This window comes from Halomonas sp. LS-001 (assembly GCF_052983955.1).
In genome coordinates this window covers 1,674,515-1,699,001 of sequence record NZ_CM129816.1, presented here as the reverse complement: position 1 = coordinate 1,699,001, position 24,487 = coordinate 1,674,515, and the positions used below count along the sequence as shown (strand labels likewise).

At 54.1% G+C, this 24,487-nt stretch carries 21 protein-coding genes; 12 read left to right on the top strand and 9 right to left on the bottom strand.

Annotated features, from left to right (window positions below):
- The first annotated feature begins 14 nt into the window (after positions 1 to 14).
- From ACU6TU_RS07605 to ACU6TU_RS07585, 5 genes are all read left to right on the top strand, one after another.
- A complete protein-coding gene (locus tag ACU6TU_RS07605; protein ID WP_447143951.1) occupies positions 15 to 1,241 on the top strand; it encodes a type II secretion system F family protein in 1,227 nt (408 codons plus the stop codon).
- 61 nt (positions 1,242 to 1,302) lie between these two features.
- Positions 1,303 to 2,148, top strand: coding sequence for a prepilin peptidase (locus ACU6TU_RS07600; protein WP_447143950.1), 846 nt, complete (start codon positions 1,303 to 1,305; stop codon positions 2,146 to 2,148).
- Positions 2,149 to 2,196: 48 nt separating this feature from the next.
- Entirely contained in the window at positions 2,197 to 2,793 is a 597-nt protein-coding gene (coaE, locus tag ACU6TU_RS07595) for a dephospho-CoA kinase (RefSeq protein ID WP_447143949.1), read from the top strand.
- Positions 2,794 to 3,099: 306 nt separating this feature from the next.
- A complete protein-coding gene (yacG, locus tag ACU6TU_RS07590; RefSeq protein ID WP_447143948.1) occupies positions 3,100 to 3,333 on the top strand; it encodes a DNA gyrase inhibitor YacG in 234 nt (77 codons plus the stop codon).
- A 9-nt stretch (positions 3,334 to 3,342) separates the two neighbouring features.
- Positions 3,343 to 4,242 (top strand): DNA replication terminus site-binding protein, encoded by a 900-nt coding sequence (locus ACU6TU_RS07585; protein ID WP_447143947.1) that lies wholly within the window; start codon positions 3,343 to 3,345, stop codon positions 4,240 to 4,242.
- 29 nt (positions 4,243 to 4,271) lie between these two features.
- On the opposite strand, the gene ACU6TU_RS07580 is transcribed toward ACU6TU_RS07585, so the two are convergent.
- From ACU6TU_RS07580 to ACU6TU_RS07540, 9 genes are all read right to left on the bottom strand, one after another.
- Positions 4,272 to 4,694: a hypothetical protein gene (locus tag ACU6TU_RS07580; protein WP_447143946.1), complete on the bottom strand. Its 423-nt coding sequence runs from the start codon at positions 4,692 to 4,694 to the stop codon at positions 4,272 to 4,274.
- A 433-nt stretch (positions 4,695 to 5,127) separates the two neighbouring features.
- A complete protein-coding gene (locus tag ACU6TU_RS07575) occupies positions 5,128 to 5,505 on the bottom strand; it encodes a histone-like nucleoid-structuring protein, MvaT/MvaU family (protein WP_447143945.1) in 378 nt (125 codons plus the stop codon).
- A gap of 676 nt (positions 5,506 to 6,181) precedes the next feature.
- Positions 6,182 to 7,861: a 30S ribosomal protein S1 gene (rpsA, locus tag ACU6TU_RS07570; protein ID WP_447143944.1), complete on the bottom strand. Its 1,680-nt coding sequence runs from the start codon at positions 7,859 to 7,861 to the stop codon at positions 6,182 to 6,184.
- A gap of 183 nt (positions 7,862 to 8,044) precedes the next feature.
- Positions 8,045 to 8,734, bottom strand: coding sequence for a (d)CMP kinase (gene cmk, locus ACU6TU_RS07565; RefSeq protein ID WP_447143943.1), 690 nt, complete (start codon positions 8,732 to 8,734; stop codon positions 8,045 to 8,047).
- A complete protein-coding gene (locus ACU6TU_RS07560) occupies positions 8,727 to 11,012 on the bottom strand; it encodes a bifunctional prephenate dehydrogenase/3-phosphoshikimate 1-carboxyvinyltransferase (RefSeq protein WP_447143942.1) in 2,286 nt (761 codons plus the stop codon). Before ACU6TU_RS07560 ends, cmk begins: the two co-directional genes overlap by 8 nt.
- Before the next feature lie 2 nt (positions 11,013 to 11,014).
- Entirely contained in the window at positions 11,015 to 12,106 is a 1,092-nt protein-coding gene (gene pheA, locus ACU6TU_RS07555) for a prephenate dehydratase (protein ID WP_447143941.1), read from the bottom strand.
- Positions 12,107 to 12,111: 5 nt separating this feature from the next.
- A complete protein-coding gene (serC, locus tag ACU6TU_RS07550; protein WP_447143940.1) occupies positions 12,112 to 13,215 on the bottom strand; it encodes a 3-phosphoserine/phosphohydroxythreonine transaminase in 1,104 nt (367 codons plus the stop codon).
- Positions 13,199 to 15,940 (bottom strand): DNA gyrase subunit A, encoded by a 2,742-nt coding sequence (gene gyrA / locus ACU6TU_RS07545; RefSeq protein ID WP_447143939.1) that lies wholly within the window; start codon positions 15,938 to 15,940, stop codon positions 13,199 to 13,201. Before gyrA ends, serC begins: the two co-directional genes overlap by 17 nt.
- A gap of 154 nt (positions 15,941 to 16,094) precedes the next feature.
- On the bottom strand, positions 16,095 to 16,532 hold the full coding sequence (locus tag ACU6TU_RS07540; protein ID WP_447143938.1) for an acyl-CoA thioesterase: 438 nt from the start codon (positions 16,530 to 16,532) through the stop codon (positions 16,095 to 16,097).
- 230 nt (positions 16,533 to 16,762) lie between these two features.
- Between ACU6TU_RS07540 and ACU6TU_RS07535 the strand changes: the two genes are divergently transcribed.
- The 7 genes from ACU6TU_RS07535 to rsxC all read left to right on the top strand — a co-directional run bounded on the left by ACU6TU_RS07535 (position 16,763) and on the right by rsxC (position 24,464).
- Entirely contained in the window at positions 16,763 to 17,692 is a 930-nt protein-coding gene (locus tag ACU6TU_RS07535) for a recombination-associated protein RdgC (RefSeq protein ID WP_447143937.1), read from the top strand.
- A 165-nt stretch (positions 17,693 to 17,857) separates the two neighbouring features.
- A complete protein-coding gene (locus ACU6TU_RS07530) occupies positions 17,858 to 18,970 on the top strand; it encodes a 1-acyl-sn-glycerol-3-phosphate acyltransferase (RefSeq protein ID WP_447144203.1) in 1,113 nt (370 codons plus the stop codon).
- Positions 18,971 to 19,129: 159 nt separating this feature from the next.
- The gene (locus ACU6TU_RS07525; protein ID WP_447143936.1) at positions 19,130 to 19,411 is read left to right on the top strand and encodes a hypothetical protein; all 282 of its coding nucleotides are present in this window, start codon (positions 19,130 to 19,132) and stop codon (positions 19,409 to 19,411) included.
- A 93-nt stretch (positions 19,412 to 19,504) separates the two neighbouring features.
- The gene (metG, locus tag ACU6TU_RS07520; RefSeq protein ID WP_447143935.1) at positions 19,505 to 21,541 is read left to right on the top strand and encodes a methionine--tRNA ligase; all 2,037 of its coding nucleotides are present in this window, start codon (positions 19,505 to 19,507) and stop codon (positions 21,539 to 21,541) included.
- Between the two features lie 29 nt (positions 21,542 to 21,570).
- Positions 21,571 to 22,152, top strand: coding sequence for an electron transport complex subunit RsxA (gene rsxA / locus ACU6TU_RS07515; protein WP_447143934.1), 582 nt, complete (start codon positions 21,571 to 21,573; stop codon positions 22,150 to 22,152).
- 58 nt (positions 22,153 to 22,210) lie between these two features.
- The gene (rsxB, locus tag ACU6TU_RS07510) at positions 22,211 to 22,822 is read left to right on the top strand and encodes an electron transport complex subunit RsxB (protein WP_447143933.1); all 612 of its coding nucleotides are present in this window, start codon (positions 22,211 to 22,213) and stop codon (positions 22,820 to 22,822) included.
- Complete coding sequence (gene rsxC, locus ACU6TU_RS07505; protein WP_447143932.1) at positions 22,806 to 24,464, top strand: electron transport complex subunit RsxC; 1,659 nt, start codon at positions 22,806 to 22,808, stop codon at positions 24,462 to 24,464. The genes rsxB and rsxC overlap by 17 nt, the downstream gene beginning before the upstream one ends.
- The last annotated feature ends 23 nt before the right edge of the window (positions 24,465 to 24,487 follow it).

The window sequence follows — 24,487 nt, the reverse complement described above, 5'->3', positions numbered from 1 at the left end:
TAAGAGACAATACCATGGCGACCAAAAAGAAAGCCCGCCCCGCCATTCAGCTTTACCGCTTTAAATGGCAGGGGGCGGATCAGACCGGCCGCAAATTAAGCGGTGAAGTGGTCAGCCGTAGCCAGGAAGCCGTGCGTGATGAGCTGCAAAAGCACAAGATCAACGTCAAACGGGTGCGCAAGAAAAGCTCGCTCTCCGGGCGTGGCCGCGTCAATGCCAAGGACATTACCGTGTTTACCCGCCAGATGGCGACCATGATCCGCGCGGGCATTCCCATGCTGCAATCCATTGAAGTCGTCTCAGAAAGTATCAAAAAGCCCAGCATGGTAAGACTACTTCAGGACCTGGCCAACGATGTCTCTTCCGGTTCGAGCTTTTCTGAAGCGCTGAAACGCCACCCGCGCCAATTTGACCGGCTATTTGTCAACCTGGTGGACGCCGGTGAGCAATCCGGTTCTCTGGATCAGATGCTCGACCGCGTGGCGACCTATAAAGAAAAAGTGGAATCGCTAAAAGGACGCGTCAAGAAAGCCTTGTGGTACCCTGCCGCCGTGTTATTGGTGGGCTTGGGGGTGACCTCACTTCTGCTGGTGAAGGTGGTTCCGGAATTCGAAAGCATGTTTGCCGGTTTTGGCGGCGAGCTGCCCGCCATGACTCAGGCAACCATTCGCATGTCTGAAGCCGCTCAGGCTTACTGGCTCCACGCTTTGGGCACCGTCGTCGGCAGCATTTACTTGCTGCGCTTTGCCATGCGACGTTCGCCTGCGGTCACCTATCGCGTCCATGCGCTTATGCTGCGCATGCCGATTCTTGGAGACATCCTGCACAAGTCTGCCGTATCGCGTTTTACTCGCACGGTGGCCACGACTTACACCGCCGGCGTGCCTTTGATTGAGGGACTCGCCACCGCTGCCGGTGCTACCGGCAACGCCGTTTATGAACGCGCCGTCGAGCAGGTTCGCCACGACGTGGCGACTGGCCAACCCCTCCATTTTGCCATGCGCATGACCAATCAGTTTCCGGCGCTGGCCATCCAGATGGTGAGCATTGGCGAAGAATCCGGCGCGCTGGATGCCATGCTCAGCCGAGTGGCAGATTACTTCGAGGAGGAAGTCGACAACAAAGTTGATGCCCTTACATCGCTGATGGAGCCTCTGGTTATCGTTGTATTGGGCGTACTGGTGGGCAGTGTGATTGTATCCATGTATCTGCCAATTTTCGAGATTGGGACAGCGCTTTAATTGCGAGTGGTGAGTCGTCGGGTATGAATAGTTACGTTTATTTTTATTAAACAGGGGATTTATGGCGTTTTCGTGGTTAGTCTGGTTGCTGGTTCTGATTCTTGGGCTGTGCGTGGGCAGCTTCCTGAATGTGGTTATTACCCGCCTGCCGGTCATGCTGATGCAGCAATGGCGAAGCGAAGCACTGGCAGCGCTGGAGCAGCCTGAGGAAGTACAGGAGCGCTTTAATCTGGCCTGGCCTGGGTCCATGTGCCCCGCTTGTCATGCACCGATAAAATGGCATGATAACCTTCCATTGATCGGCTGGCTGAAGCGACGCGGTCGCTGTGCATCTTGCCAGGGCAGGATAAGCCCTCAATACCCGCTCGTGGAACTGGCGGGCGGTATAATCGCCCTCGCGGTTGTGGCCATTTTCGGGCTTGGATGGCAAGCGCTGTTTATTGCCGGTGCCTGTTATGCGCTGTTGGCCATGGCGGTGATTGATCTACGCACTCAGCTTCTGCCGGATATTTTAACACTCCCACTGTTATGGGCTGGCCTGCTTTATCAGTTGCTATTTCAGCCCTTGATGCTCTCTTCGGCCGTGATGGGCGCCATCGCGGGCTACCTGGTATTGTGGAGTGTTTATTGGCTTTTCAAACTGCTAACCGGTAAAGAAGGCATGGGCTACGGCGACTTCAAGCTCCTCGCTGCACTCGGGGCCTGGCTGGGCTGGCAGACACTACCACTGGTATTGATCATTTCTGCAGGGCTTGGGGCGATATTCGGTATTGCATTACAGCTAGCCAATAAGGATAAGCGCGGCTTGCCAATGCCTTTCGGGCCCTTTTTAGCGCTGGGCGGTTGGGTTGCGTTATTAATGGGCGATACACTGATTGCCCTTTATCTTGCCAGCATTGGCGTATAATCCATGCGGTATATCATGCCATTCACGGTTTTTAAGTAAGGAAAACGTATGATTGTCGGGTTGACGGGTGGCATTGGCGCGGGGAAATCCACGGTGGCTCGCGCGTTTGGCGATCTAGGCATTCCCTGGGTCGATGCTGATGATGTGGCCCGTGAAATTGTGGCACCTGGAGAACCGGCTCTGGAGGCGATCTCTCAGCGCTATGGCGATAGCGTATTGCTTGAGGACGGCAGTTTGAACCGTGCCGCCTTACGAGAACTTATCTTCAACCATCCGGAAGAACGCACCTGGCTGGAAAGCGTCACTCACCCCAACGTCCGTGAGCGGCTGACGAAGCATCTTGAACGCCTATCACAGCAAGGCGCACCCTATTTGCTATTAGTGTCGCCCTTGCTGTTTGAGTCAGGCCAGCAGGCCCTGGTGGACACGACGGTGGTGGTGGACATCCCTGAGTCTCTGCAGATAGAGCGCACCCTCGCGCGGGATGGGGTGAGTGAGCAGCAGGTCAATGCTATCCTTGCCGCTCAGATTCCCCGAGATAAACGCCTGAAAAACGCTGACCATGTGATTGATAACCGCCACGATGAGGCTTTCATGCGAACTCAGGTGGCGGCTTTGCACGCCCAGTGGTCTAGAGTCTGTTGACGTTTCATTCACGGCCGCGCTGGTGTCAGTTTTTATTCGGGGCAAGGCAGGAGGAGAGACGTTTGGTAACTCCAAATGAACGACGACTAACGCCGCAGCGGATAAAAACTGACCCAGCCCTTCGGGTTGCGCCTCAAAATGCGCCATACTGCGTTGCGAAACTTGAAAAGGGAACCACCCTTAACAGCGTTCCGCGCCTTGTCTGACACATTTTGATGCAGCAACGCGGTTCGTGGAATGAAACGTCAACAGACCCTAAACAGCCAATGGCTTGAATGCCAACCAAACCGAATCAAAGAGCCCTGTATGCAAAAAGCTGCAAATGATGCCCCTCTCGAAGTTGCCTGCCCGCAATGTTCCCGCAAAGTGGCCTGGTCAAGCAAAAACACGTACCGCCCTTTCTGCAGCAAACGCTGCCAGTTGATTGACCTGGGTGCCTGGGCCGATGAATCACACCGGATTTCCGGTGAATCCGCCATGGATGAGGCTGACCTGGACACTCTGCTGCAACAGGCAGATCGTGACGCCCCCCTTTCTTAGGCTTTCCTCATGTCGTCAAACCAAGTCGCAAACCAACCGCTTGATTATCAACTACGCCATGCATTGGATGAGGCATTTGAGCGACTTATTGAAGCACTGGAACATGTCATCCACTGTTTCGCGCAAAGCCCGCAAACCGTCTGGCGATTTGACCCTTCAAACACCTATTCAGCGTACTCTCATGCAGACTGGTTACGGCATGCATTACTGGATATGTGGCATGAAGATGGCCAGGATGGGCGCGAAACACGCAATTATATTGGTTTGATTGCGGCTGATGATAATTTGCTAAACGCTGTTGAGATGGCCAATGCGGCCAAAGCAACTATGGGAGAGTCCTTACAGCGCATCAAGGAATATTCGCCCACTTTGTTTGGCGAGGCCAAGGCACAGCTGACTCAACGTCACCCTGACGTCGAAAAGGTACTCGAAAAAACGGGGTTGGCCAGATTACATCTTAAACAGTGCTGGCGCAGACTACCGATGGCAGAAGCTTCTGTTTCAAGAGTGCGTTTTGCCTGGTACAGCAGCGGGCGCTCCATCAAGACATTGACGGTACGTGAAGCTGAACAGAAGTTGCTTGCGTTGGATACTGAGGCGGACCATATCCGTATTCAGTTACGTAAACTTGCCGGAATCCCAAGCCGTGAAGTGCTTGCCCAGGTGCAGACCCAAGCACCCTTAATGCGTGCCAACCTGTTTTTTACCGAGCCGCTGGATGATGGCCATACGCGTCGTGCATTAAACGCCGCCATGCCGATTTTCGTACCCAGTACAGATGGTCGACTGCCGAATGTTAAGCAACCACCTCCAACACCACCTGAAGCACGTACACGTGCTCGCCGCCGTGATGAAAAACTGGAAAATGATGTCTTTCTGCCGAGCTTGCGTGTCTATCGCTATCGTTAGGCTTACTGGTTAAAATTTATTCGTTGAACTTATTCAGCAGCGGAAACAGGCGCTTCAATACGTTCAGCGCGAGGTTCAGTGACAACAGGCACTTGATCGAATGACCACTGGCCCACTTCAATCAGCGCATGGATAAGTTTCACCAGCTCCTGCCGCGATAACGGTGCCGTGGCTACCAACGCCTCAAGACGCGATTTGAACGCTTCAGCCAGCTGTTCTTCTTTCAATTTACGCTGCTCTTCGCGCGTCAGACGTTGCTTGTTTTCTTCTAACTCGCGCTCTTCTTTTTCAAGTGCTGCCAACGAGCGTACTGGCGGTCCAGTAGGAATATCCAGGGTGTTGTTGGGGTCTTCCAGTTCACGCAAGGCTTTAGCGAAAGCATCGTCCAGTTCGCGAAACTGACGAAGCTTGTCGCGCTCATCAATAGGTTTATGTGCTTTTTGATATTTCATTGGCATTCCATCTCTGCCCTGCTAAAAGGCAATCACGATTTATTTAGCACAGGTTTAATATAAAACAGTGTTTTTAAATAACATGGCAAAACAGATAATCAAGCCAGATGCGCACCCTTCGAGCCGGTAACACCTGAATCCAGGGAAACTTGGGTCATTTTCAATCCAGCTGCTCAATATGACGCTTTTGCAGGGGACATCAACAGCAGGCCTTAAGCAATGGAATTCTAACGTTCACCATGGGCTGGACTGCGTTCAACACATTTTCTGAAAATAAATTATACGCTTTTCTAGGCTGCTTGACGCAAACGAGATGGCTAAGAGTGAATAATGGAGATATGCATTTCTAATTATAATATAACATCAAGCTTATCAAGCGACCTGCCCGGCATCATTGCTGGACACCGGGCCGACCTTAATTACTGCCTAGTGATCAGTCTTCCATCCGCACCAGCCAGGACTCGACGGTTTCATCGCCATACTGGTCTTTCCAGCCACGAAGCCCTTTGTGGTTACCACCACGGGTTTCAATCACTTCACCCGTGTTAGGGTTCTTGTAAATTTTCAGACGGCGCTTACGGCGACCATCAGTGCTTTTAAGGGGTTGCTTACCACCACGCTGATCAGCGTTGGGGTCTAATAAAGCAATAACATCCGCAGGACGCTTACTGAACTCTTCCATTAGGTCTTCTAGCTGAGCCTTGAATGCCAGTTCATTTTTCAGACGCTGATCGCCTTCAAGACGGCTAAGATCTTCCTGAAGCTGCTTTAGTTGCTGCTCTTTAAGAATGTATTCGTTCAACAGGGACATAGGGGGATCCTTTTAGATATGCAAACAATAATACCAACAAACACCAGATGTTCAATAAAACACCCGTTAATTCACGGCGATGATTCGTTTGGGGCCAAGCTGGCCGGCAAATAATATCAGGCAAAGAGCATCAGGCAAAGAGCATCAAAAAAACAGCCATGAAGTTGCCTGATTACCTCTGACAACACGGACGCAAAACCTGTTTCTCAAAACCTGTTCTCAGAACCGTTATCTCAAAACCTGTATTTCAGAACCTATATTTCAGGCGTCACTCAACCACTTCACATGGGCGTTGAACTATTCACTTGTTATTCGAGTTCCTAAAATGCATCGAGTTCAACGACTCAGCTGCTAATAGTTTAACCTATTTTAGAGACTTGCAAAGGGGCTCTTATTAAAAGACCCTGATAAACAGATCATAAACAATGACATCTAGACAAAAAAGCACTGAAGCACATCGCAAAAAAGGCTTAATTAACACACCTGTTTTTACAATAAAAAATTCAAAAACAGGATGTTAGAAGCAACAACAGGCAATTGAAAAAGGGTTATTGCCGTCGGTCAGCTCATTTGAGCGACAAAGCGTAAACAAAGATCAATAAAGAGATAAGATAAAAAAACGCCGCCTCAAGGGCGGCGTTTTATATACCTTTAAGGTATCAATAAGCTAAGACGCTCAGTCCTGACCCATCTGCTGCTTGATCAGATCACCGATGGTGGTCGGACCACCTGCTGTTTCGGGCTCTTGATCACGGATCTTCTTCAGGTTCTGACGCGTGTCATCCTGCTCTTTCGCTTTCACAGACAGATTAATCTGACGGCTCTTGCGATCAACATTAACAATGCGCGCTTCAACACTGTCACCTTCATTCAGAACATTGCGTGCATCTTCAACACGGTCTGCACTGATTTCAGACGCTTTGAGCACGGCAATAACATCAGTCGCCAGCTCAACGTGTGCTTCCTTGGCATCAACTTCCACGATGCGACCCGTTACGATGCTGCCCTTGTCATTGACTGACAGGTATTCAGCTACCGGATCGGAATCCATCTGCTTGATACCCAGGGAAATGCGCTCGCGCTCTGGATCAATTGACAGAATAACGGCTTCGGCTTCATCGCCTTTCTTGAAGTTGCGAACCGCTTCTTCGCCAGTTTCTGTCCAGGAAATGTCAGACAGGTGGACCAGACCATCAATACCGCCTTCGAGACCAATGAAGATACCGAAATCAGTAATGGATTTGATCGTACCGGAAACACGGTCGCCTTTATTGTACTCAGCGTTAAAGGTTTCCCACGGATTAGCAGTACACTGCTTAACACCCAGAGAAATACGACGACGCTCTTCGTCGATATCCAGAATCATGACATCAACATCATCACCGACCTGAACAACTTTGGACGGGTGGATGTTTTTGTTGGTCCAATCCATTTCTGAAACGTGAACCAGGCCTTCAACACCTTCTTCCAATTCGGCAAAGCAGCCGTAATCGGTCAGATTGGTGACAACGGCGTGCACTTTAGTGCCTTCCGGATAACGCTCTTTGATGCTGACCCACGGATCTTCGCCAAGCTGCTTGAGACCCAGAGATACGCGGTTGCGCTCACGGTCAAACTTCAACACTTTGACGTTGATTTCGTCGCCAACAGCAACGATTTCAGACGGATGCTTGATACGCTTCCACGCCATGTCAGTGATGTGCAGCAGACCATCAACACCGCCCAGATCAACAAAGGCACCGTAATCTGTCAGGTTCTTGACGATACCCTTGATTTGCTGACCTTCCTGAAGCGTTGCCAACAGAGCTTCACGCTCGGCACTGTTCTCAGCTTCGAGAACTGCACGACGTGATACAACGACGTTGTTGCGCTTGGGATCGAGCTTGATAACCTTGAAGTCCAGCTCTTTGTTCTCCAGGTGCGCGGTGTCGCGAACCGGACGAACATCAACCAGAGAGCCAGGCAGGAAGGCACGGATAGAGTCGACGTCGACTGTAAAGCCGCCTTTGACCTTACCGTTGATCACGCCCTTGACGATTTCTTCTTTCTCGAAGGCCGCTTCCAGAATCTTCCAAGCTTCTGCACGTTTGGCTTTCTCGCGAGACAGACGCGTCTCACCGAAACCATCTTCTACCGCTTCCAGTGCAACATGAACGTCATCGCCAATAGCGATCGTCAGTTCACCGTTATCATCACGGAATTGCGAAGCGGGAATCTGGCCTTCAGATTTCAGACCAGCGTTAACGGTAACCCAGTCACCGTCAATGTCGACAACCTGGGCGGCGACAATAGCGCCGGGCTCCATATTGATGTCGTTAAGAGACTGTTCAAACAGTTCAGCAAAGCTTTCGCTCATGGTGTTCCTACGTGATCAACGTTGTTGAGGCAGTTGTGCCTTCTCCGCACCACCAGCAAGTGCGGGCCTAATGTCATTCAACTTTTGAGGGCGTTAACGCTGGTTAGACCTGGCGGGGCTCTCCGTTTGGGTTTGCTGCCCTACCACGTCATGACACCGCATCAAAAGCGCCGCAAGGGAGAATCAAGCGCCGGGAGCAAGACCCCGTTGGGTCAGCCATTCGGTCAGTTGTTCAACCACTTCCGGTATACTCAGGTGCGTGGAATCAAGCAAAATAGCATCATCTGCTGGCTTGAGAGGTGCCACGCTGCGCTGCGTGTCGCGTGCATCGCGTGCCTGAATCTCCTTTAAAAGACTCGAAAGGTTAGCATCCACGCCAGCTTCCTGCAACTGAAGATGCCGCCTGCGCGCCCGTTCCTCGGCAGAAGCGGTTAAAAAAATCTTCAATGACGCATCGGGGAACACCACGGTTCCCATATCCCGTCCATCGGCCACCAGGCCCGGCATAAGCCGAAAATCACGCTGACGTTGTAACAGGGCGCTACGGACTGCCGGTAGCGCGGCAACCTGTGATGCCCACTCGCCTACCTGCTCGTTGCGAATGGCCTGGCCGACGTTTTCACCTTCCAGCAATGTTAACGGCTCTGCCTGCCTGACCGGGAAGCTGACATCTAACGTTTGAGCCAGTTGCGCCAGACGCAACTCATCATCCAGTGCCACGTCATGCTTACTGGCGGCATAGGCGGTTAGCCGATACAAGGCACCACTATCTAACAGGTGCCAGCCCAACCGCTCTGCCATCAGGCAACTGATGGTGCCCTTGCCAGCACCACCTGGGCCATCAATCGCCAGAATCGGGGCCTGTTCATCCATGCTCGCCCTCCACGTTGAGCATCAAACCGATACGCGTGGCCAGCTCAATAAAGTTGGGGAAAGACGTTGCCACGTTCGCGCAATCATCAATAACGATCTCGTCGCTGGCACGTAAAGCTGCAATCGCAAAAGCCATCGCGATACGGTGATCCCCAAGGCTGTCAACCTGGCCACCCCCATAGCTTGGCAGACTGGCATCCCCATTACCGATAATATCGATACCATCTTCCACTACGCGATGTTCAACGCCCAGAATCGCCAGTCCATCTGCCATCGCCTGAATACGGTCAGACTCTTTGACGCGCAGCTCTTCTGCGCCGCGCAGACGTGTTTTTCCTTCCGCATTGGCAGCAGCAATAAACAGCGCCGGAAATTCGTCTATCGCAAGCGGGACTTGATCAACCGGGATATCAATACCTTTTAACGGCGCGTAACGGATACGAATATCCGCCACTGACTCGCCACCCACTTCCGCCTGATTGCCAAGCGTCAGGTCTGCTCCCATCAGGGTGAGAATATTGATGACGCCAATGCGTGTGGGGTTGATGCCAACATGCTCAAGGGTGATATCCGACCCTGGCGTGATGGCAGCCGCCACCAGGAAAAATGTGGCTGATGAAATATCTGACGGCACATCAATCGGCCCTGCCGTCAGCGAGCCACCACCGGACAGCCAGCAGGTATCTCCCTGGCGCTCAACGGTATAGCCAAAACCGTTCAGCATGCGCTCTGTATGATCGCGTGTCGGTGCAGGCTCGCGAACACGCGTTTCTCCTTCAGCATACATTCCCGCCAGCAGCAGGCAGGATTTCACCTGCGCACTGGCCATTGGCATCGTGTAGTCAATACCTTTGAGCGTAGCACCACCGCGAATCCTGAGCGGTGGACGACCGCCGTCTGCGGTATCAATAAGCGCACCCATTTCCCGCAGCGGGTCAGCAACCCGGCCCATGGGGCGTTTGGTCAGCGAGGCATCGCCGGTCAGTTCACTGTCAAACGCCTGCCCTGCCAGCAATCCGGTAAACAAACGCATGGCCGTACCGGAATTGCCAACATAGAGTGGCCCGGATGGCGCTTTCAGCCCCTGCATACCCACCCCGTGAATGGTGACACGCCCTTGATTCGGACCTTCAATGGCTACCCCCATTTCACGAAAAGCCTGCAGCGTCGCCAGGCTGTCCTCACCTTCCAGAAACCCCTTTACCTCGGTAACGCCTTCTGCCAGCGCTCCCAGCATGATGGAGCGATGGGAAATGGACTTATCGCCCGGCACGCGAAGCTGTCCTTGCGCGCTGCCGCCTGGGCGCACTCGGTAAGTCACTTGACCTTGTGGTTGCATTTGGTATTCCGCTTGATAACTGGTTTTATTGAGTAGCGATTCAAAATAGTGTCGAGCGTGGCTCGCGCGGTCGAAGGTTGCCAGCATGGCGTCGCTGTCTCCCGCCTTCACTGCTTTGCGGAGCCGCGCCAGCCCGGTTTCAAAGTCATCCAGCGAGGCCAGCACCGCATCACGATTGGCAATAAAGATATCCCGCCACATCACCGGGTCGCTGCCGGCAATTCGCGTGAAATCGCGAAACCCACCCGCTGCATAACGAAAAATATCCAGTCGCTGATCTTGCCGAGCCAGAGTATCCACCAGTGAAAAGGCCAACAGGTGGGGAAGATGGCTGGTACGCGCCAGCACCTGGTCGTGGCGGGCAACGTCCATTTCGATTACTTCAGCACCACAGGCCTGCCATAGTTGCCGAGTCCGCAAAAGCGCATCAAGGTTTACATTAGGCTCAGGGGTCAGAATCACCTTATGGTTGGCATACAGCATGGGGGTGGATGCCGACACGCCGCTTTTCTCGGAGCCTGCAATCGGGTGGCCAAGCACAAGTGTTGGCGGCATCTGCCCGAAAACGCGCTGAGCACAATCGCGAATCGTCGCCTTGGTACTGCCGACATCGGTCACAACAACCTGTGAAAGGTCGGGCAGCGTCGCGGCCAGTTCGCGCATGACCCCTTCCATTGCCAGCACAGGCACGGCCAATACGATCATGGATGCCTGCGGTGCCAGCTCGGCAAGCTCTGATCCACCTGCATCGATCAGCCCCATCTCAATGCCGCGCTGGATTTCAGTGGCATCCGGGTCACAAGCCAGGAGGGTTCCACTGAATCCGCCCTGCCTTAGCGCCGCTGCAAGTGAGCCGCCTATCAGCCCTAACCCGACAATCAGAATATGCGTTTCCTGCAGCTGACAGGCCTTCAAACAGTTCTTTTCCGAATGACTCACCGTCACAGCACACCCTGGGGGTAGGACCCCAGCACTTTAAGGTCTGACGCACGCAGCCGCACTTCTTCGAGCATCGCCGCGACGTTGGGCTCGGCATGATGACCCTTGAAATCAATAAAGAACACGTAATTCCAGGCACCAGAGCGTGATGGGCGCGTTTCAAGGCGCGTCATGTCGATCTGATGGCGGTGGAAAGGCTCCAGCAGGTCATGCAGTGCACCCGGCTGGTTACGCATGGCCACGACCAGGGATGTTTTATCATCGCTGGACATGGGCACATCCTGATTACCGATAATCAGAAACCGCGTGGAATTATCCGGACGATCTTCGATTTTCTCGGCAACGCGCTCAAGACCGTAGAGTTTAGCGGCCATATCGCCAGCAATCGCGGCACTATGCCATTCGGTTTTCACCAGTTTGGCGGCTTCCGCATTGGAGGCGACCGGCACACGTTCGGCATGAGGGAAATGAGCATCCAGCCATTTCCGACACTGGGCAAAAGACTGGGGATGAGAATAGATTCTCGATACCTTATCGCGCCGGGTGTTCTCGCTGACCAGCAGATGGTGGTGGATACGCAACACCACTTCCCCACAGATGTGGATCGAGGATTCCATAAACGTATCCAGGGTGTGGTTCACGACCCCTTCCGTGGAATTCTCGACGGGCACCACCCCATAGTTGACTGCCCCCGCTTCAACTTCGCGGAACACTTCATCAATGGCGGCCATGGGTAAGCTAACGGCACTTTCACCAAAATGCTTGAGGGCTGCCTGCTGGGTAAACGTCCCCTCTGGCCCTAGATACGCCACCTTGATGGGCTGCTCAAGCGCCAGACAGGCCGACATGATTTCCCGAAACAGACGCGCCATTTCTTCATCATCCAATGGCCCTTCATTAAGCGCCATGATACGACGCAACACTTGCGCTTCCCGCTCAGGGCGATAAAAAACCGATGTCTTGTCTTCGCTGATCTTTACCTGAGCCACCTGTTGGGCACAGCTGGCTCGCTCGCTGATCAGGCGCAGAATATCGTCATCCAGTTGATCAATGCGCTGGCGCAGCTCATCCAGCTTGACGGACGCATCGCTCATAATGCTTAGCCCCTTCTTTTTTCGAAATCTGCCATGAATGCCACCAGTGTATCCACCGCTTCCTGCGACACAGCGTTATACAGACTGGCGCGCATGCCACCCACGCTGCGATGCCCTTTCAGATTTAATAACCCTGCGGCGTCGGCCTCCGCTAGAAACGCGCTATCCAGGGCGGAGTCTGCGAGCACAAACGGCACATTCATGATGGAGCGATTCACCACCTGAATGGGGTTGCTGTAGAAATCACTGCGATCAATCGCGGCATATAAGGTCTTGGCCTTGCGCTGATTGATCTCGGCCATGGCCGTCAGCCCGCCAATGTCATTTTTCAGCCAGTCAAACACCAGCCCAGCGAGATACCAGGCATAGGTCGGCGGCGTATTCACCATTGAGCCCGCAGCGGCCATCGCCTTGTAATCAAACAGCGTGGGGATGCTGTCACGCGCCTGATCCAGCAGGTCGTCGCGCACAACGACCAGCGTCAGCCCCGCCGGGCCGATATTTTTCTGAGCCCCGGCATAGATAACGCCGAATTTCGAGACATCCAACGGTGCCGACAGAATGTTCGATGACATATCACACACCAGAGGCACCTCACGCCCATCGGCGCGCTTCAGCTCAGGAATGTAATCAAACGCCAGACCGCCAATGGTTTCGTTGGAGGTGTAATGCGCATAGGCAGCGTCGTCACTCACCTGAATTTCATCAGCCTTCGGCACGGCGGTAAAACCGTTGCTTTCACTGTTGGCGATGACATGGTGCGGTAACTGCAGGCGCTGAATTTCGGCCAGTGCCTTTTTCCCCCAGATGCCTGTCTGGATGAAATTAGCGCTGCCACCCTGCCCAAGCAGATTCATTGGCAACATGGCAAACTGCAAACTGGCGCCACCCTGCATAAAGAGAACGCGATAGTTATCCGGCACGCCGAGCAAGGCACGAAAATCACGTTCTGCCTGTTCGGCAATGGCCACAAACTCATCACTTCGGTGACTCATTTCCATCACCGAAAGGCCGCGCCCGTGATAGTCGAGCATTTCCGCCTGAGCACGCGCCAGAACATCTGCCGGCAGCGCTGCCGGCCCTGCACAGAAATTAAAGTGACGTGTCATCGTCTCCCGCTGCCTCCTCGCCATTGGACTCTGGGGTGGTTTCATCTTCCAGCAATGCGTCGTCAAGCTCAGTGTCTTCCGGCTCGTCGACACGAACGGTTTTCACCAGCTTCTCTTCTTTACCAAGACGAATCAGCATGACGCCCTGAGTGTTGCGTGACGTCGTTGATACTTCTTCAACGCGGGTGCGCACCAGGGTGCCGCGATCGGTAATCAGCATCATTTCATCGCTGTCGTAGACCTGCATACCGGCAACCATCTGACCGTTACGCGCACTGGTTTGCATGGCAATAACACCTTGACCACCACGCCCACGCAGCGGGAACTCTTCCAGGCGGGTACGCTTGCCAAAGCCATTTTCACTCGCGGTGAGAATGTAGATCTGTCCGTCAGACTGAAGAGTTTCGGAGGTGCTTACAGCCACAGTGGTTTCTGTTTCTGCGTCGTCACCTTCAGCGCTATCCAGTTCAGCGCTATCCAGTTCGGCATCAATCTGCTGGCTCTTGGGAATAATCAGGCTGATCACTTCCGCATCACCTGTCAGACGCATCCCCCTGACACCGCGCGCGGTGCGACCCATAGCGCGTACTTTGCCTTCCTCGAAACGAATCGCTTTACCGTTGGAAGACAGCAGCATGGCGTGGTCATCACCTGAAGTGATGGCAGCGCCAATCAGGCGGTCATTGTCTTCGATATCGATCGCAATCAGCCCCACACTGCGTGGGCGTGAGAACTGTTCAAGGCTGGTGCGCTTGACCGTACCCTTGGCCGTGGCGAAGAAAATATAGTGGCTCGGGTCATAATCACGCACCGGCAGGATCGTACTGACCTGCTCGCCTTCATCCAGCGGCAGCAGGTTGACCAGCGGTTTACCCCGCGAACCCCGGCTGGCGACCGGCATTTCATAAACTTTCAGCCAGTAAACCTTGCCACGGTTGGAGAACAGCAACACGGTATCGTGGGTCGAGGCCACCAGCAGATGTTCGATCACATCTTCATCTTTCATTGATGTCGCGGACTTACCACGTCCACCCCGGCGCTGAGCCTGATAATCAGACAGCGGCTGCGTCTTGGCATAGCCGGAACGCGATACGGTGACCACCATATCTTCTTCAGCGATCAGGTCGGCCATGGAAAGATCCAGATGGCTGGCCTGAATTTCGGTCCGTCGATCGTTACCAAACTGATCACGCACAGCGTGAAGCTCTTCACGGATGACTTCCATCAACCGGTCCGGCGACGCCAGAATCGTCGTTAACTCGGCAATTCTTTCCAGGATCGAGAGGTATTCATTCAGCAGTTTTTCGGTTTCAAGCCCCGTCAAACGGTGAAGACGCAGTTCCAGAATGGCCTGGGCCTGAGCGGGCGACAGCCGGTAATCGGTAGCGGCAGGATTGAGGCCAAAGCCTTCTTCCAGTTCCTCAGGCTTGCACGAGGTTGCCCCAGCCCGCTCCAGCATGCCGGTCACCTGGCCAGGCTGCCAGTTGCGCGCCAGTAGTTTTTCCTTGGCTTCCGCCGCGTTGGGCGAGGCCTTGATGAGTTCGATGACTTCATCAATATTCGAAATGGCAACCGTCAGGCCTTCAAGAATATGCCCACGTTCACGGGCTTTCTTGAGCTCAAACAGGGTGCGCCGGGTCACCACTTCGCGACGGTGACGAATAAAGGCTTCCAGTAGCTGCTTCAGGTTGAGCGTTTTCGGCTGGCCATTTTCCAGCGCCACAATATTAATACCGAAAACGTTCTGCAGCTGGGTCTGCGCAAACAGGTTATTGACAACGACTTCGCCTGATTCACCACGCTTGATCTCGATGACCACGCGAAGGCCATCCTTGTCAGATTCATCACGCAGCTCGGCAATGCCTTCAATGCGTTTTTCCTTGACCAGATCAGCAATCTTCTCGATCAACCGCGCCTTGTTCACCTGATACGGCAGCTCGGTGATGATGATGTGATCACGGCCGGTTTTGTCATGGTGCTCGATGGTGTGACAGGCGCGCACATAAATGCGCCCTCGACCGGTACGGTAGGCTTCGAGAATACCGGCACGCCCGTTGATGATACCGCCGGTGGGGAAATCCGGCCCAGGAACGTACTCCATCAGATCATCCACCGTCAGCGTATAGTCATCAATCAACGCCAGACAGGCGTCAATGACTTCACGCATATTATGCGGTGGAATATTGGTGGCCATACCCACCGCAATACCGGAGGAACCGTTGATCAGCAGGTTGGGGACTTTGGTCGGCAGCACATCAGGAATGCGCTCGGTGCCATCGTAGTTATCGACCCAATCGACCGTTTCTTTTTCCAGGTCCGCCAGCAGCTCATGCGCCAGGCGCGACATACGCACCTCGGTGTAACGCATGGCAGCAGCACTGTCACCGTCGATCGAACCAAAGTTACCCTGGCCGTCTACCAGCACGTGGCGCATGGAGAAGTGCTGCGCCATGCGAACGATGGTGTCGTATACGGCACTGTCGCCGTGGGGATGGTATTTACCAATAACATCACCGACCACACGTGCTGATTTTTTATATGGTTTGTTCCAGTCATTACCCAGTTCATGCATGGCAAACAGCACACGCCGATGCACCGGCTTAAGGCCGTCGCGAACGTCCGGAAGCGCACGGCCGATAATGACACTCATCGCATAGTCTAGGTACGACTGCTTGAGCTCGTCTTCAATATTGACGGGCAAGATTTCTCTGGCGATGTCACCCATGAAAGTCAGATCCTTTGCACTGCTTTGGCGCTGCGATAGTTGAAAGCGCTGAAAAAAACCGCCCCTGATGGTACAACAAGGCGGTGCGCAAATACCTGACCATCATACCACTGCAGAAGCGGCAAGGGCAGTCAGGGAAATCGACTTGCCAGGATCAGGCGGTGAAGTCCTGTTTGTCTGTTGCCAAAGCTTCCAATGCCTCGCGCACCTTGCCTTCTATCGGCGCCGCTTTGTTGGCTTTCATATCCAGCAGTACGAAGGTCAGATCCGCCTGCGCCACCAGGGCATTGTCGCGTTGACGAACCACCTGGTGATGACAGACAGCGCTGCGTTCACCGACGCTGATGATTCCCGTCAGCACTACCAGATCATCTCTATCCAGCGCGGCCTTGCAATAATCAATATTCAGATTAACGACGACAAATGCCTTACCTGCCTGATGCAGCTGCTTGATCAACGCTGGGTGATCATCAAAAAAGCCCCAACGCCCTTCCTCCATAAATTCAAGATAGCGGGCGTTATTTACATGACCGTAACCATCGAGGTGATAGCCGCGAACTCTTAATGAGTGACGAGAAAGCTTATCGTGCATTGAATCATCCTTATTGAGCGATTGAATTAATTGGGCGCGGGTAACATTAGCCTCGCAAATACAAGCAATTGACGTTTTGAGTGTTACGTTGCGCACACGCCTCAATAATCAAACACATGTTTGATTGTGGTGCAATCTTCGCGGTTATTGACGAATCCATATGAATCACGCTGGCAGGCAGGCGCTGCATTCGACATAATGAGCCACTTTTTAAATCGGGTACGGGCGTTATGTGGTTCAAAAACCTGTTGTTATACCGTCTTCATGGTGATCCGGCGATTGCGCAGGATGAACTGGAAGATGCCTTGCAAGCACAAAAAGCCACGCCATTAGGTAATGCTGATGCCAGAAGGCTTGGCTGGACCGCCCCCGCCGGGCGAGCCGGACACGGACAATTACTGCACGAAATCCAGGGCCAGCGTTTGCTAAGCGCCTTGCGTCAGGAGCGGCTTCTACCTGCCTCTGTGGTCAAGGAAGAAGTTGATGAACAGGTCGCCGAAATAGAAGCCGCCGAAGGCCGGAAAGTCACGCGTAAAGAAAAAACGACGCTCAAGGAGCAGGTCACCGAGGAGTTACTACCTCAGGCATTTGTGCGTAGTCAGAAAATTGATGTGTGGTGGGATACCCGCCATCAGCTGATCGGGGTCAACGCCAGCTCGCGAACTCGCGCCGAAGACATTCTTGACCTGCTGCGCGAAACTCTGGGCAGCCTTAAGGTGACCCCATTAGCATCGAAGACATTGCCACTTCGCGCCATGACGACATGGTTGACCGATGCCAGCACGCGCCCAACGGACATGCAGCTTGGCGACCAGGTTGAGCTCAAAGCCAAGGGTGACGACAGCGTTCTGCGTGCCCGTCAGGTGGATCTCGACAGCGACGACATTCAGCAGTTGCTTGCCGTTGATCGTCAGGCCAGTAAGCTGGCACTTAGCCTTGAAGGACGATTAAGTTTTGTTTTGCATGAGGATCTGGCGCTCAAGGGCTTGCGGTTCAGTGATGCCTTGATCGAAGAAGCCGACCATGCAGATGATGGTGACGACGCCCTGATTCGTCTGGAAACGGACTTTATTCTCATGGCACAGGCGCTGGCGGAAGATACCGAACGCCTATTGGAGTGGCTGGATGGGGAAGCCACTTCATCGTCCGAGCTGGCGTAAACGCAAGGTGTGACTGCAGGGGGTATTGATACACGTCATATGACTGATTTTCATACAACATCTAAAAATACATTTAAAAAAATATCTAAAACAACACCAGAGACAGCAGACGCCACGGCCAACAGCGCTGAGGCAGATGATCCGTGGGCGGAAATCCGCCCCTACATGGATTATGAAGTCGCTGAGGTTCTGGCCAGGCTTTCCCGGGATAGCGAACTGCTTAACGCCCTGACCCGCTTTCGACTCCCGCGTCTGGCCCGCTGGGCTCCGCCGTTGGCTCGCGCCCTGGCAAGTCATGCGGTTCGCCGCGAAGTAAGCGATGTATCGACGGTCTACGATTTCCAGATGCGCATTGCCAGTTATATGGAGCGCATGATTCGTACCAGCACCGACAGCTTTGACGTGTCAGGGCTGGATAAGCTTGATGGCAACAGCGCCTACTTTTTTATTGGTAATCACCGGGATATCTCACTCGACCCGGCTTTCGTGAATTACGCACTGTACCTGGCAGGCCGCGATACCGTCCGTATCGCAATTGGCGATAACCTGCTTAAAAAGCCGTATGTGACCGATCTGATGCGGTTAAATAAAAGCTTTATTGTGCCGCGCAGCGCCCGCGGCAAGCGCGCCATGCTGGCCGCCTATCAGCAGCTTTCCGCGTATATCCGCCATTCCATTACGGTTGACGAGCATTCGATCTGGATGGCTCAGCGCGAAGGGCGTGCCAAAAACGGCATTGATCGTACCGACCCTGCCATCATCAAGATGCTGACCATGGCACGCCGCAATTCAGACCGGCAGGCGGCGTTTGGTGATGCCATTGCCGAACTGAAGATGGTGCCTGTCTCGATCAGTTACGAGTACGACCCTTGCGACCTGCAAAAAGCGCAGGAGCTGCATGATATTGAGCACCAGGGCAGCTATGCCAAAAGCGAATTCGAGGATATCCAGTCGATCGTTGCAGGTATCACTGGCCACAAGGGACGCGTGCAGCTGCATTTTGGCACTCCGATAGGTAACGACATGGCCACGCCTGATGAAGTTGCCGCTGAGATTGACCGCCAGGTGATTGGTGGATACCGGCTGTTTTCCAGCCATTATCTGGCCTTGGATGCCATTGGCGACGCGCCAGAACTGGTCGCCCGCAAAGCCATTACCCGCCAGGATAAAGAGCGCTTCCAGGCACGCCTGGCAAGCGTACCGGCACACTTAAAGCCTTACTGGCTGGCGCAATATGCCAACCCGGTCAAACACAAGTCGGGGCGACTCAGGCTATAACAGCGCATCAGGGGCATCATCGCGGGAATCTTGCGGCCGATAACTTCCGCTTGGGCTGAAGGTGCCCCGATGTTTTCAAAGCTAAAAAAATGCTATCGTCAGCAGCATAAATACTGCGCCTTGCGGCTTTGCAAGCCAGGCTAAACAAGGAGACCTCTCATGTCTGCTTCAGAAATTCAGAAAACGCGTATTATTAATGAGTTGCAAGGCTTTATCCGTAAACTGCTGCAGGACCCGAAAATCCTGGAACAGTCACTTGCCGTTGCTCGCAAGGAATTTGCCAATGGCAGTTCGCAGGATGTCATGGCGCGTGTCGCAAATGAGATTTCCGACACCACCAGTGTGCATATTCCCGAGGATCCGGCCGAACATTCGGAAGCCGACAAGTTATTCCTGGCCCTGTTACGTGAAGTGGTTCTGGAAGAGCAGGCACTCTACTAGCGCTACGCTGTTCTTTTTACTGGTTCTCGGCGAAGCATCGGCCTCCTTCGCCGAGCTTATTTCAGCCTGATTTCAACGGAAGTATCTTTACCTATGTCTCATACTGCCACGCGCAACATTCTGGTTACTAGCGCATTGCCCTACGCCAATGGCGATATCCACCTGGGTCACCTGCTGGAGTATATCCAAACAGACATCTGGGTACGTTTTCAGAAAAGCCGTGGTCAGGCCTGCTACTACGTATGTGCCGATGACGCGCATGGTACCGCCATCATGCTGCGCGCCGAGCAGGAAGGCATTACCTCTGAAGCATTGATCGAGCGGGTATCCCGCAGTCATCAGGCTGACTTTGCCCGTTTTGGCGTCAAATTTGATAATTACCATTCCACCCATTCCGACGAGAACCGCTATTTCAGCGAGCTAATTTACACTCGCTTGCGTGATAAGGGTCATATCGCCACGCGCGATATTGAACAGATGTATGACCCTAAGAAAGGGCTGTTTCTTGCTGACCGTTTTATCAAAGGGACTTGTCCAAAGTGTCACTCTGATGATCAGTATGGCGATAACTGCGAAAAATGCGGCGCCACCTACACACCGGCAGAACTGATCAATCCGGTGTCGGCTATTTCCGGCGCCACACCTGAAGTGCGCAGCTCGACCCACTACTTCTTCAAGTTGCCGGATTTTGCTGATTTCCTGCAACAGTGGATCAATGACGGCCATGTCCAGCCACAGATTCGCAACAAACTGATGGAGTGGTTTGAGTCTGGCTTCAATGAGTGGGACATCTCCCGTGATGCGCCTTATTTCGGTTTTGAAATTCCTGACGCCCCAGGCAAATACTTCTATGTCTGGCTGGATGCCCCTATCGGCTACCTGGCTAGCTTCAAGAACCTGTGTGAACGCGAAGGAATTGACTTTGACGCCTTCTGGCAACCCACATCCAATGCCGAAATCTATCACTTTATCGGCAAGGATATTGTCTACTTCCATGCGCTTTTCTGGCCGGCCATGCTGCATGGGGCTGATTTCCGCACACCAACAGCGGTTAACTGCCACGGCTTTTTAACCGTTGACGGCGCCAAGATGTCAAAGTCCCGTGGCACCTTCATCAAGGCAGCCACCTACGCGGACTTCCTCAACCCGGAATACCTGCGCTACTACTTTGCTGCCAAACTGACGTCCAAGGTGGATGATCTCGACCTTAACCTTGATGACTTCGCCGCCCGCGTCAACAGCGATCTGGTTGGCAAAGTTGTCAATATCGCCAGCCGCTGCGCCGGTTTTATCAAAAAACTTGGCGATGGCCAGCTCTCCGCCCAATGCGCCGAACCGATGATGCTGGCGCGTTTTATTGCCGCCGGTGACGATATTGCTGCTGACTATGAAGCGCGCGAGTTCAGCCGTGCCATGCGTAAGATTATGGAACTGGCGGATGAAGCCAACACTTACATTGCCGATGCAGAACCCTGGGTACTCGCCAAGCAGGAAGGCCGCGAGCAGGACGTACTGGATATCTGCTCGGTCGGCATCAACCTGTTCCGCCAGCTGATGGTTTACCTGTCCCCGGTGGTGCCTGCCATGGCTGAGCAGGCGCAGGCATTCCTCGCGCTTGAAACACTGGACTGGCACAGCCGCCACGACACCCTGCTGGGTCACACCATCAACAAGTTCAAGCCATTGATGACCCGTGTAGAACGCGACAGAATTGATACCATGATCGAGGCATCGAAAGAGGATCTTGTGGAAGAACAGAAACTCAAAGATGCCCCCAAAGGGCCTCTGATAGAAACCCCCATCGCAGAAGAAATCAGCTTTGATGACTTTATCAAGATTGACCTGCGCATCGCCCGAATTGCCAAGGCCCAATACGTTGATGGCGCGGATAAGCTGTTGCAGTTGACTCTGGACCTGGGCGGTGAAACCCGCAATGTATTTTCAGGCATCCGCAGCGCTTATGCGCCGGAAGCCCTGGAAGGCCGCCTTACTGTCATGGTCGCAAATCTCGCGCCTCGCAAAATGCGTTTTGGCATGTCGGAAGGTATGGTGCTGGCCTCTGGCGATGATGATGGCATTTATCTGCTCTCTCCGGATACCGGTGCCGAACCTGGCCAACGGGTGACTTGATGACTCTGCTTGCTTGAGTTGAAGGCTTCATGACAGAAATCTTCGTCATACTGCTAAGCACTGCACTGGTCAACAACTTCGTACTGGTTCAGTTTCTGGGGCTTTGCCCTTTCATGGGGGTCTCCAATAAACTGGACTCCGCCATTGGTATGTCAGCCGCCACTACCTTTGTGTTGACGCTGGCTTCGGCGGCCAGTTACGTGGTGTATCATGGTCTGCTGGTGCCGTTTGATGTTACCTATCTGCGCACGATCAGCTTTATTGTCGTGATAGCCGCTGTGGTACAGTTCACCGAAGTGATGGTGCGTTATTTAAGCCCCCTGCTGCATCAGGTATTGGGGATTTTTCTGCCGTTGATCACCACCAACTGCGCCGTTTTAGGGGTTGCGCTGTTATCGCTTAACCGCGAGTTGAGCTTCTTCCACACCACCCTTTACGGGCTGGGCGCTGCGCTGGGGTTTTCGCTGATACTGGTGCTGTTTGCTGCCATGCGTGAACGCCTGGCAGGCGCTGACATCCCCGCTCCGTTCAGGGGCGCCGCCATTGCGATGATCACGGCGAGCCTGATGTCGTTAGCCTTTATGGGATTTTCCGGGCTTACCCAGGGGTAACCCTGTTTCCCTGACGCCTACGTTCGACCCCGTTCTTTTTTAGTCGAGTGACGCTTATATGGATACCAGCTCAGTGATCAGTCTTGCCAGCGCTGTGGCCGTATTAGCGGGCCTGGGCATAGGGTTTGGCGCCTTGCTGGGCTGGGTCAGCCAGCGCTTCAAGGTCGTGGGCAACCCCCTGGTTGAAAAAATTGATGCCTTGCTACCACAAACCCAGTGCGGCCAGTGTGGCTACCCCGGCTGCCGCCCTTATGCAGAGGCCATCAATAATGGCGATGCGATTAACAAGTGCCCACCAGGCGGTGACACCACGATTCAGGCGCTCGCGGACCTGTTAGGCAAGGAGCCGCAGCCTCTCGACGGCGAAGCTCAGCAGGAAGACCGTGTCGCATTCATTCGTGAAGATGAATGCATTGGCTGCACCAAGTGCATCCAGGCCTGCCCGGTAGACGCCATTATCGGCGCGGCTAAACAGATGCATACGGTTATCGAAGATGAATGCACCGGCTGTGACCTGTGTCTTGACCCGTGCCCGGTTGATTGCATTGATATGCTGCCAAGACGCACGCCGCTGACCCAATGGCAGCCGGTCACCCAGAACATCAGCACTGATGTGATTGCCAGCGATCGCACTCCCGTTTCGGAGCCGCTTCATGCCCCGCGCCTTTGATTTTCCCGGCGGTGTTTATCCGCCTGAGCGCAAAACACTATCAACCTCCCGCCCGTTAACGGTTGCGCCACTGCCCAAACGTGTCGTTCTGCCACTCAAACAGCACAGTGGGCGTTCTGCCCTGCCTTGCGTGCAAACCGGCGAGCACGTTCAACGCGGCACGCTGCTTGCCAAACCTGATGGCATGATTTCCGCTGCGTTACATGCCAGCATCAGCGGGCATATCAGTGAAATAAGTGACACTCACATCGTGATTGATGGCGATGGACAGGACACAGCTACTTATTTGCCGCCGCTCAACTGGCGCGAGACCGATACGTCTACCCTGCTGGCACGGCTTGATGCCAGCGGGGTTGTCGGCCTTGGAGGCGCAGGCTTCCCCACTCAGGTCAAAGCCCGCGTGCGTGAACGCCACGCCATCGACACCCTGATTATCAATGCCGCCGAGTGCGAACCCTATATCACGGCGGATGATATGACGCTGCGCCATTTTGCGGCCGACGTGCTTGAGGGAGCCCAGCTGATGGCTGGCTTATGTGGGGCACAGCGCATTCTGGTGGGCATTGAAGACAACAAACCAGAGGCTATCAACGCCCTATCGTCGGCACTCAAGGGCAGCCAGCCACTCCCGGTGGAAATGATCAGCATCGCCACTCGCTATCCAAGTGGCGGTGAACGCCAGCTGATAAAGAAACTGCTGGATCTCGAGGTTCCAAGCGCCGGGCTGCCAGCGGATGTGGGAGTGGTATGCCATAACCCCGGCACCTTGTTGGCCTCCCTCAAGGCCGTTCGCGATGGCGAACCGCTGGTGAGCCGTATTGTGACACTCACCGGCCAGGCGTTGGCACACCCAGGCAATTACCAGGTGGCCATCGGCACGAGCATGGCAGAAACGCTTGAGCAGGCAGGGCTTGACCACTCCCGCCTGGGCCAGTTGGTCAGCGGCGGCCCGATAATGGGAGCACAAGTGGATGACCTATCGCTGCCCGTCAGCAAAACCACTAATTGCCTGATCGCCGCCACGCCGGAAGAATTCCCGGCACCTCCCACGGAAATGCCGTGTATTCGCTGCGGCGCCTGCGAAACGGTCTGCCCGGCATCCCTCCTGCCTCAGCAGCTCCACTGGTACGCCCGCCAGGCCGATGATGCTCGCCTGGAACGTTATCACCTGTTTGACTGTATCGAATGCGGTGCGTGCAGTTATGTCTGCCCCAGCCATATTCCGCTGGTCGACGATTACCGCGGGGCCAAGCAGCGCATTCGCTTACAACAGATCGACACCGCCAAGGCTGAGCACGCCCGTCATCGTTTCGAATTCCGTCAGGCGCGCCTGGCCCGTGAAGAAGCCGAAAAGCAGGCACGGCGCGAAGCCCGTAAGACGCGCAGCAAAAACACCGTCACGCAGGAAGCAACAAAAACGACTGCTGATAGCAACGTGTCACAAAGTGAAATACGCCGCTTGAGAATTGCCCATACAGCGGCTCGTTCTGCCGTTCGTAAAGCCGAAAAAGCCCTTGCGCGCGCTGCTGAGCAGTCCCCGGAAGTCTCTCAGGAAGACCTTGAGATCCAGCTTGCCACCGCCAGGGAAAACCTGAAAACCACCGAAGCACAGTTGGCCAGCGCTCGGGAACAGGCATCATGATTCACATCACTTTTTACACAGTC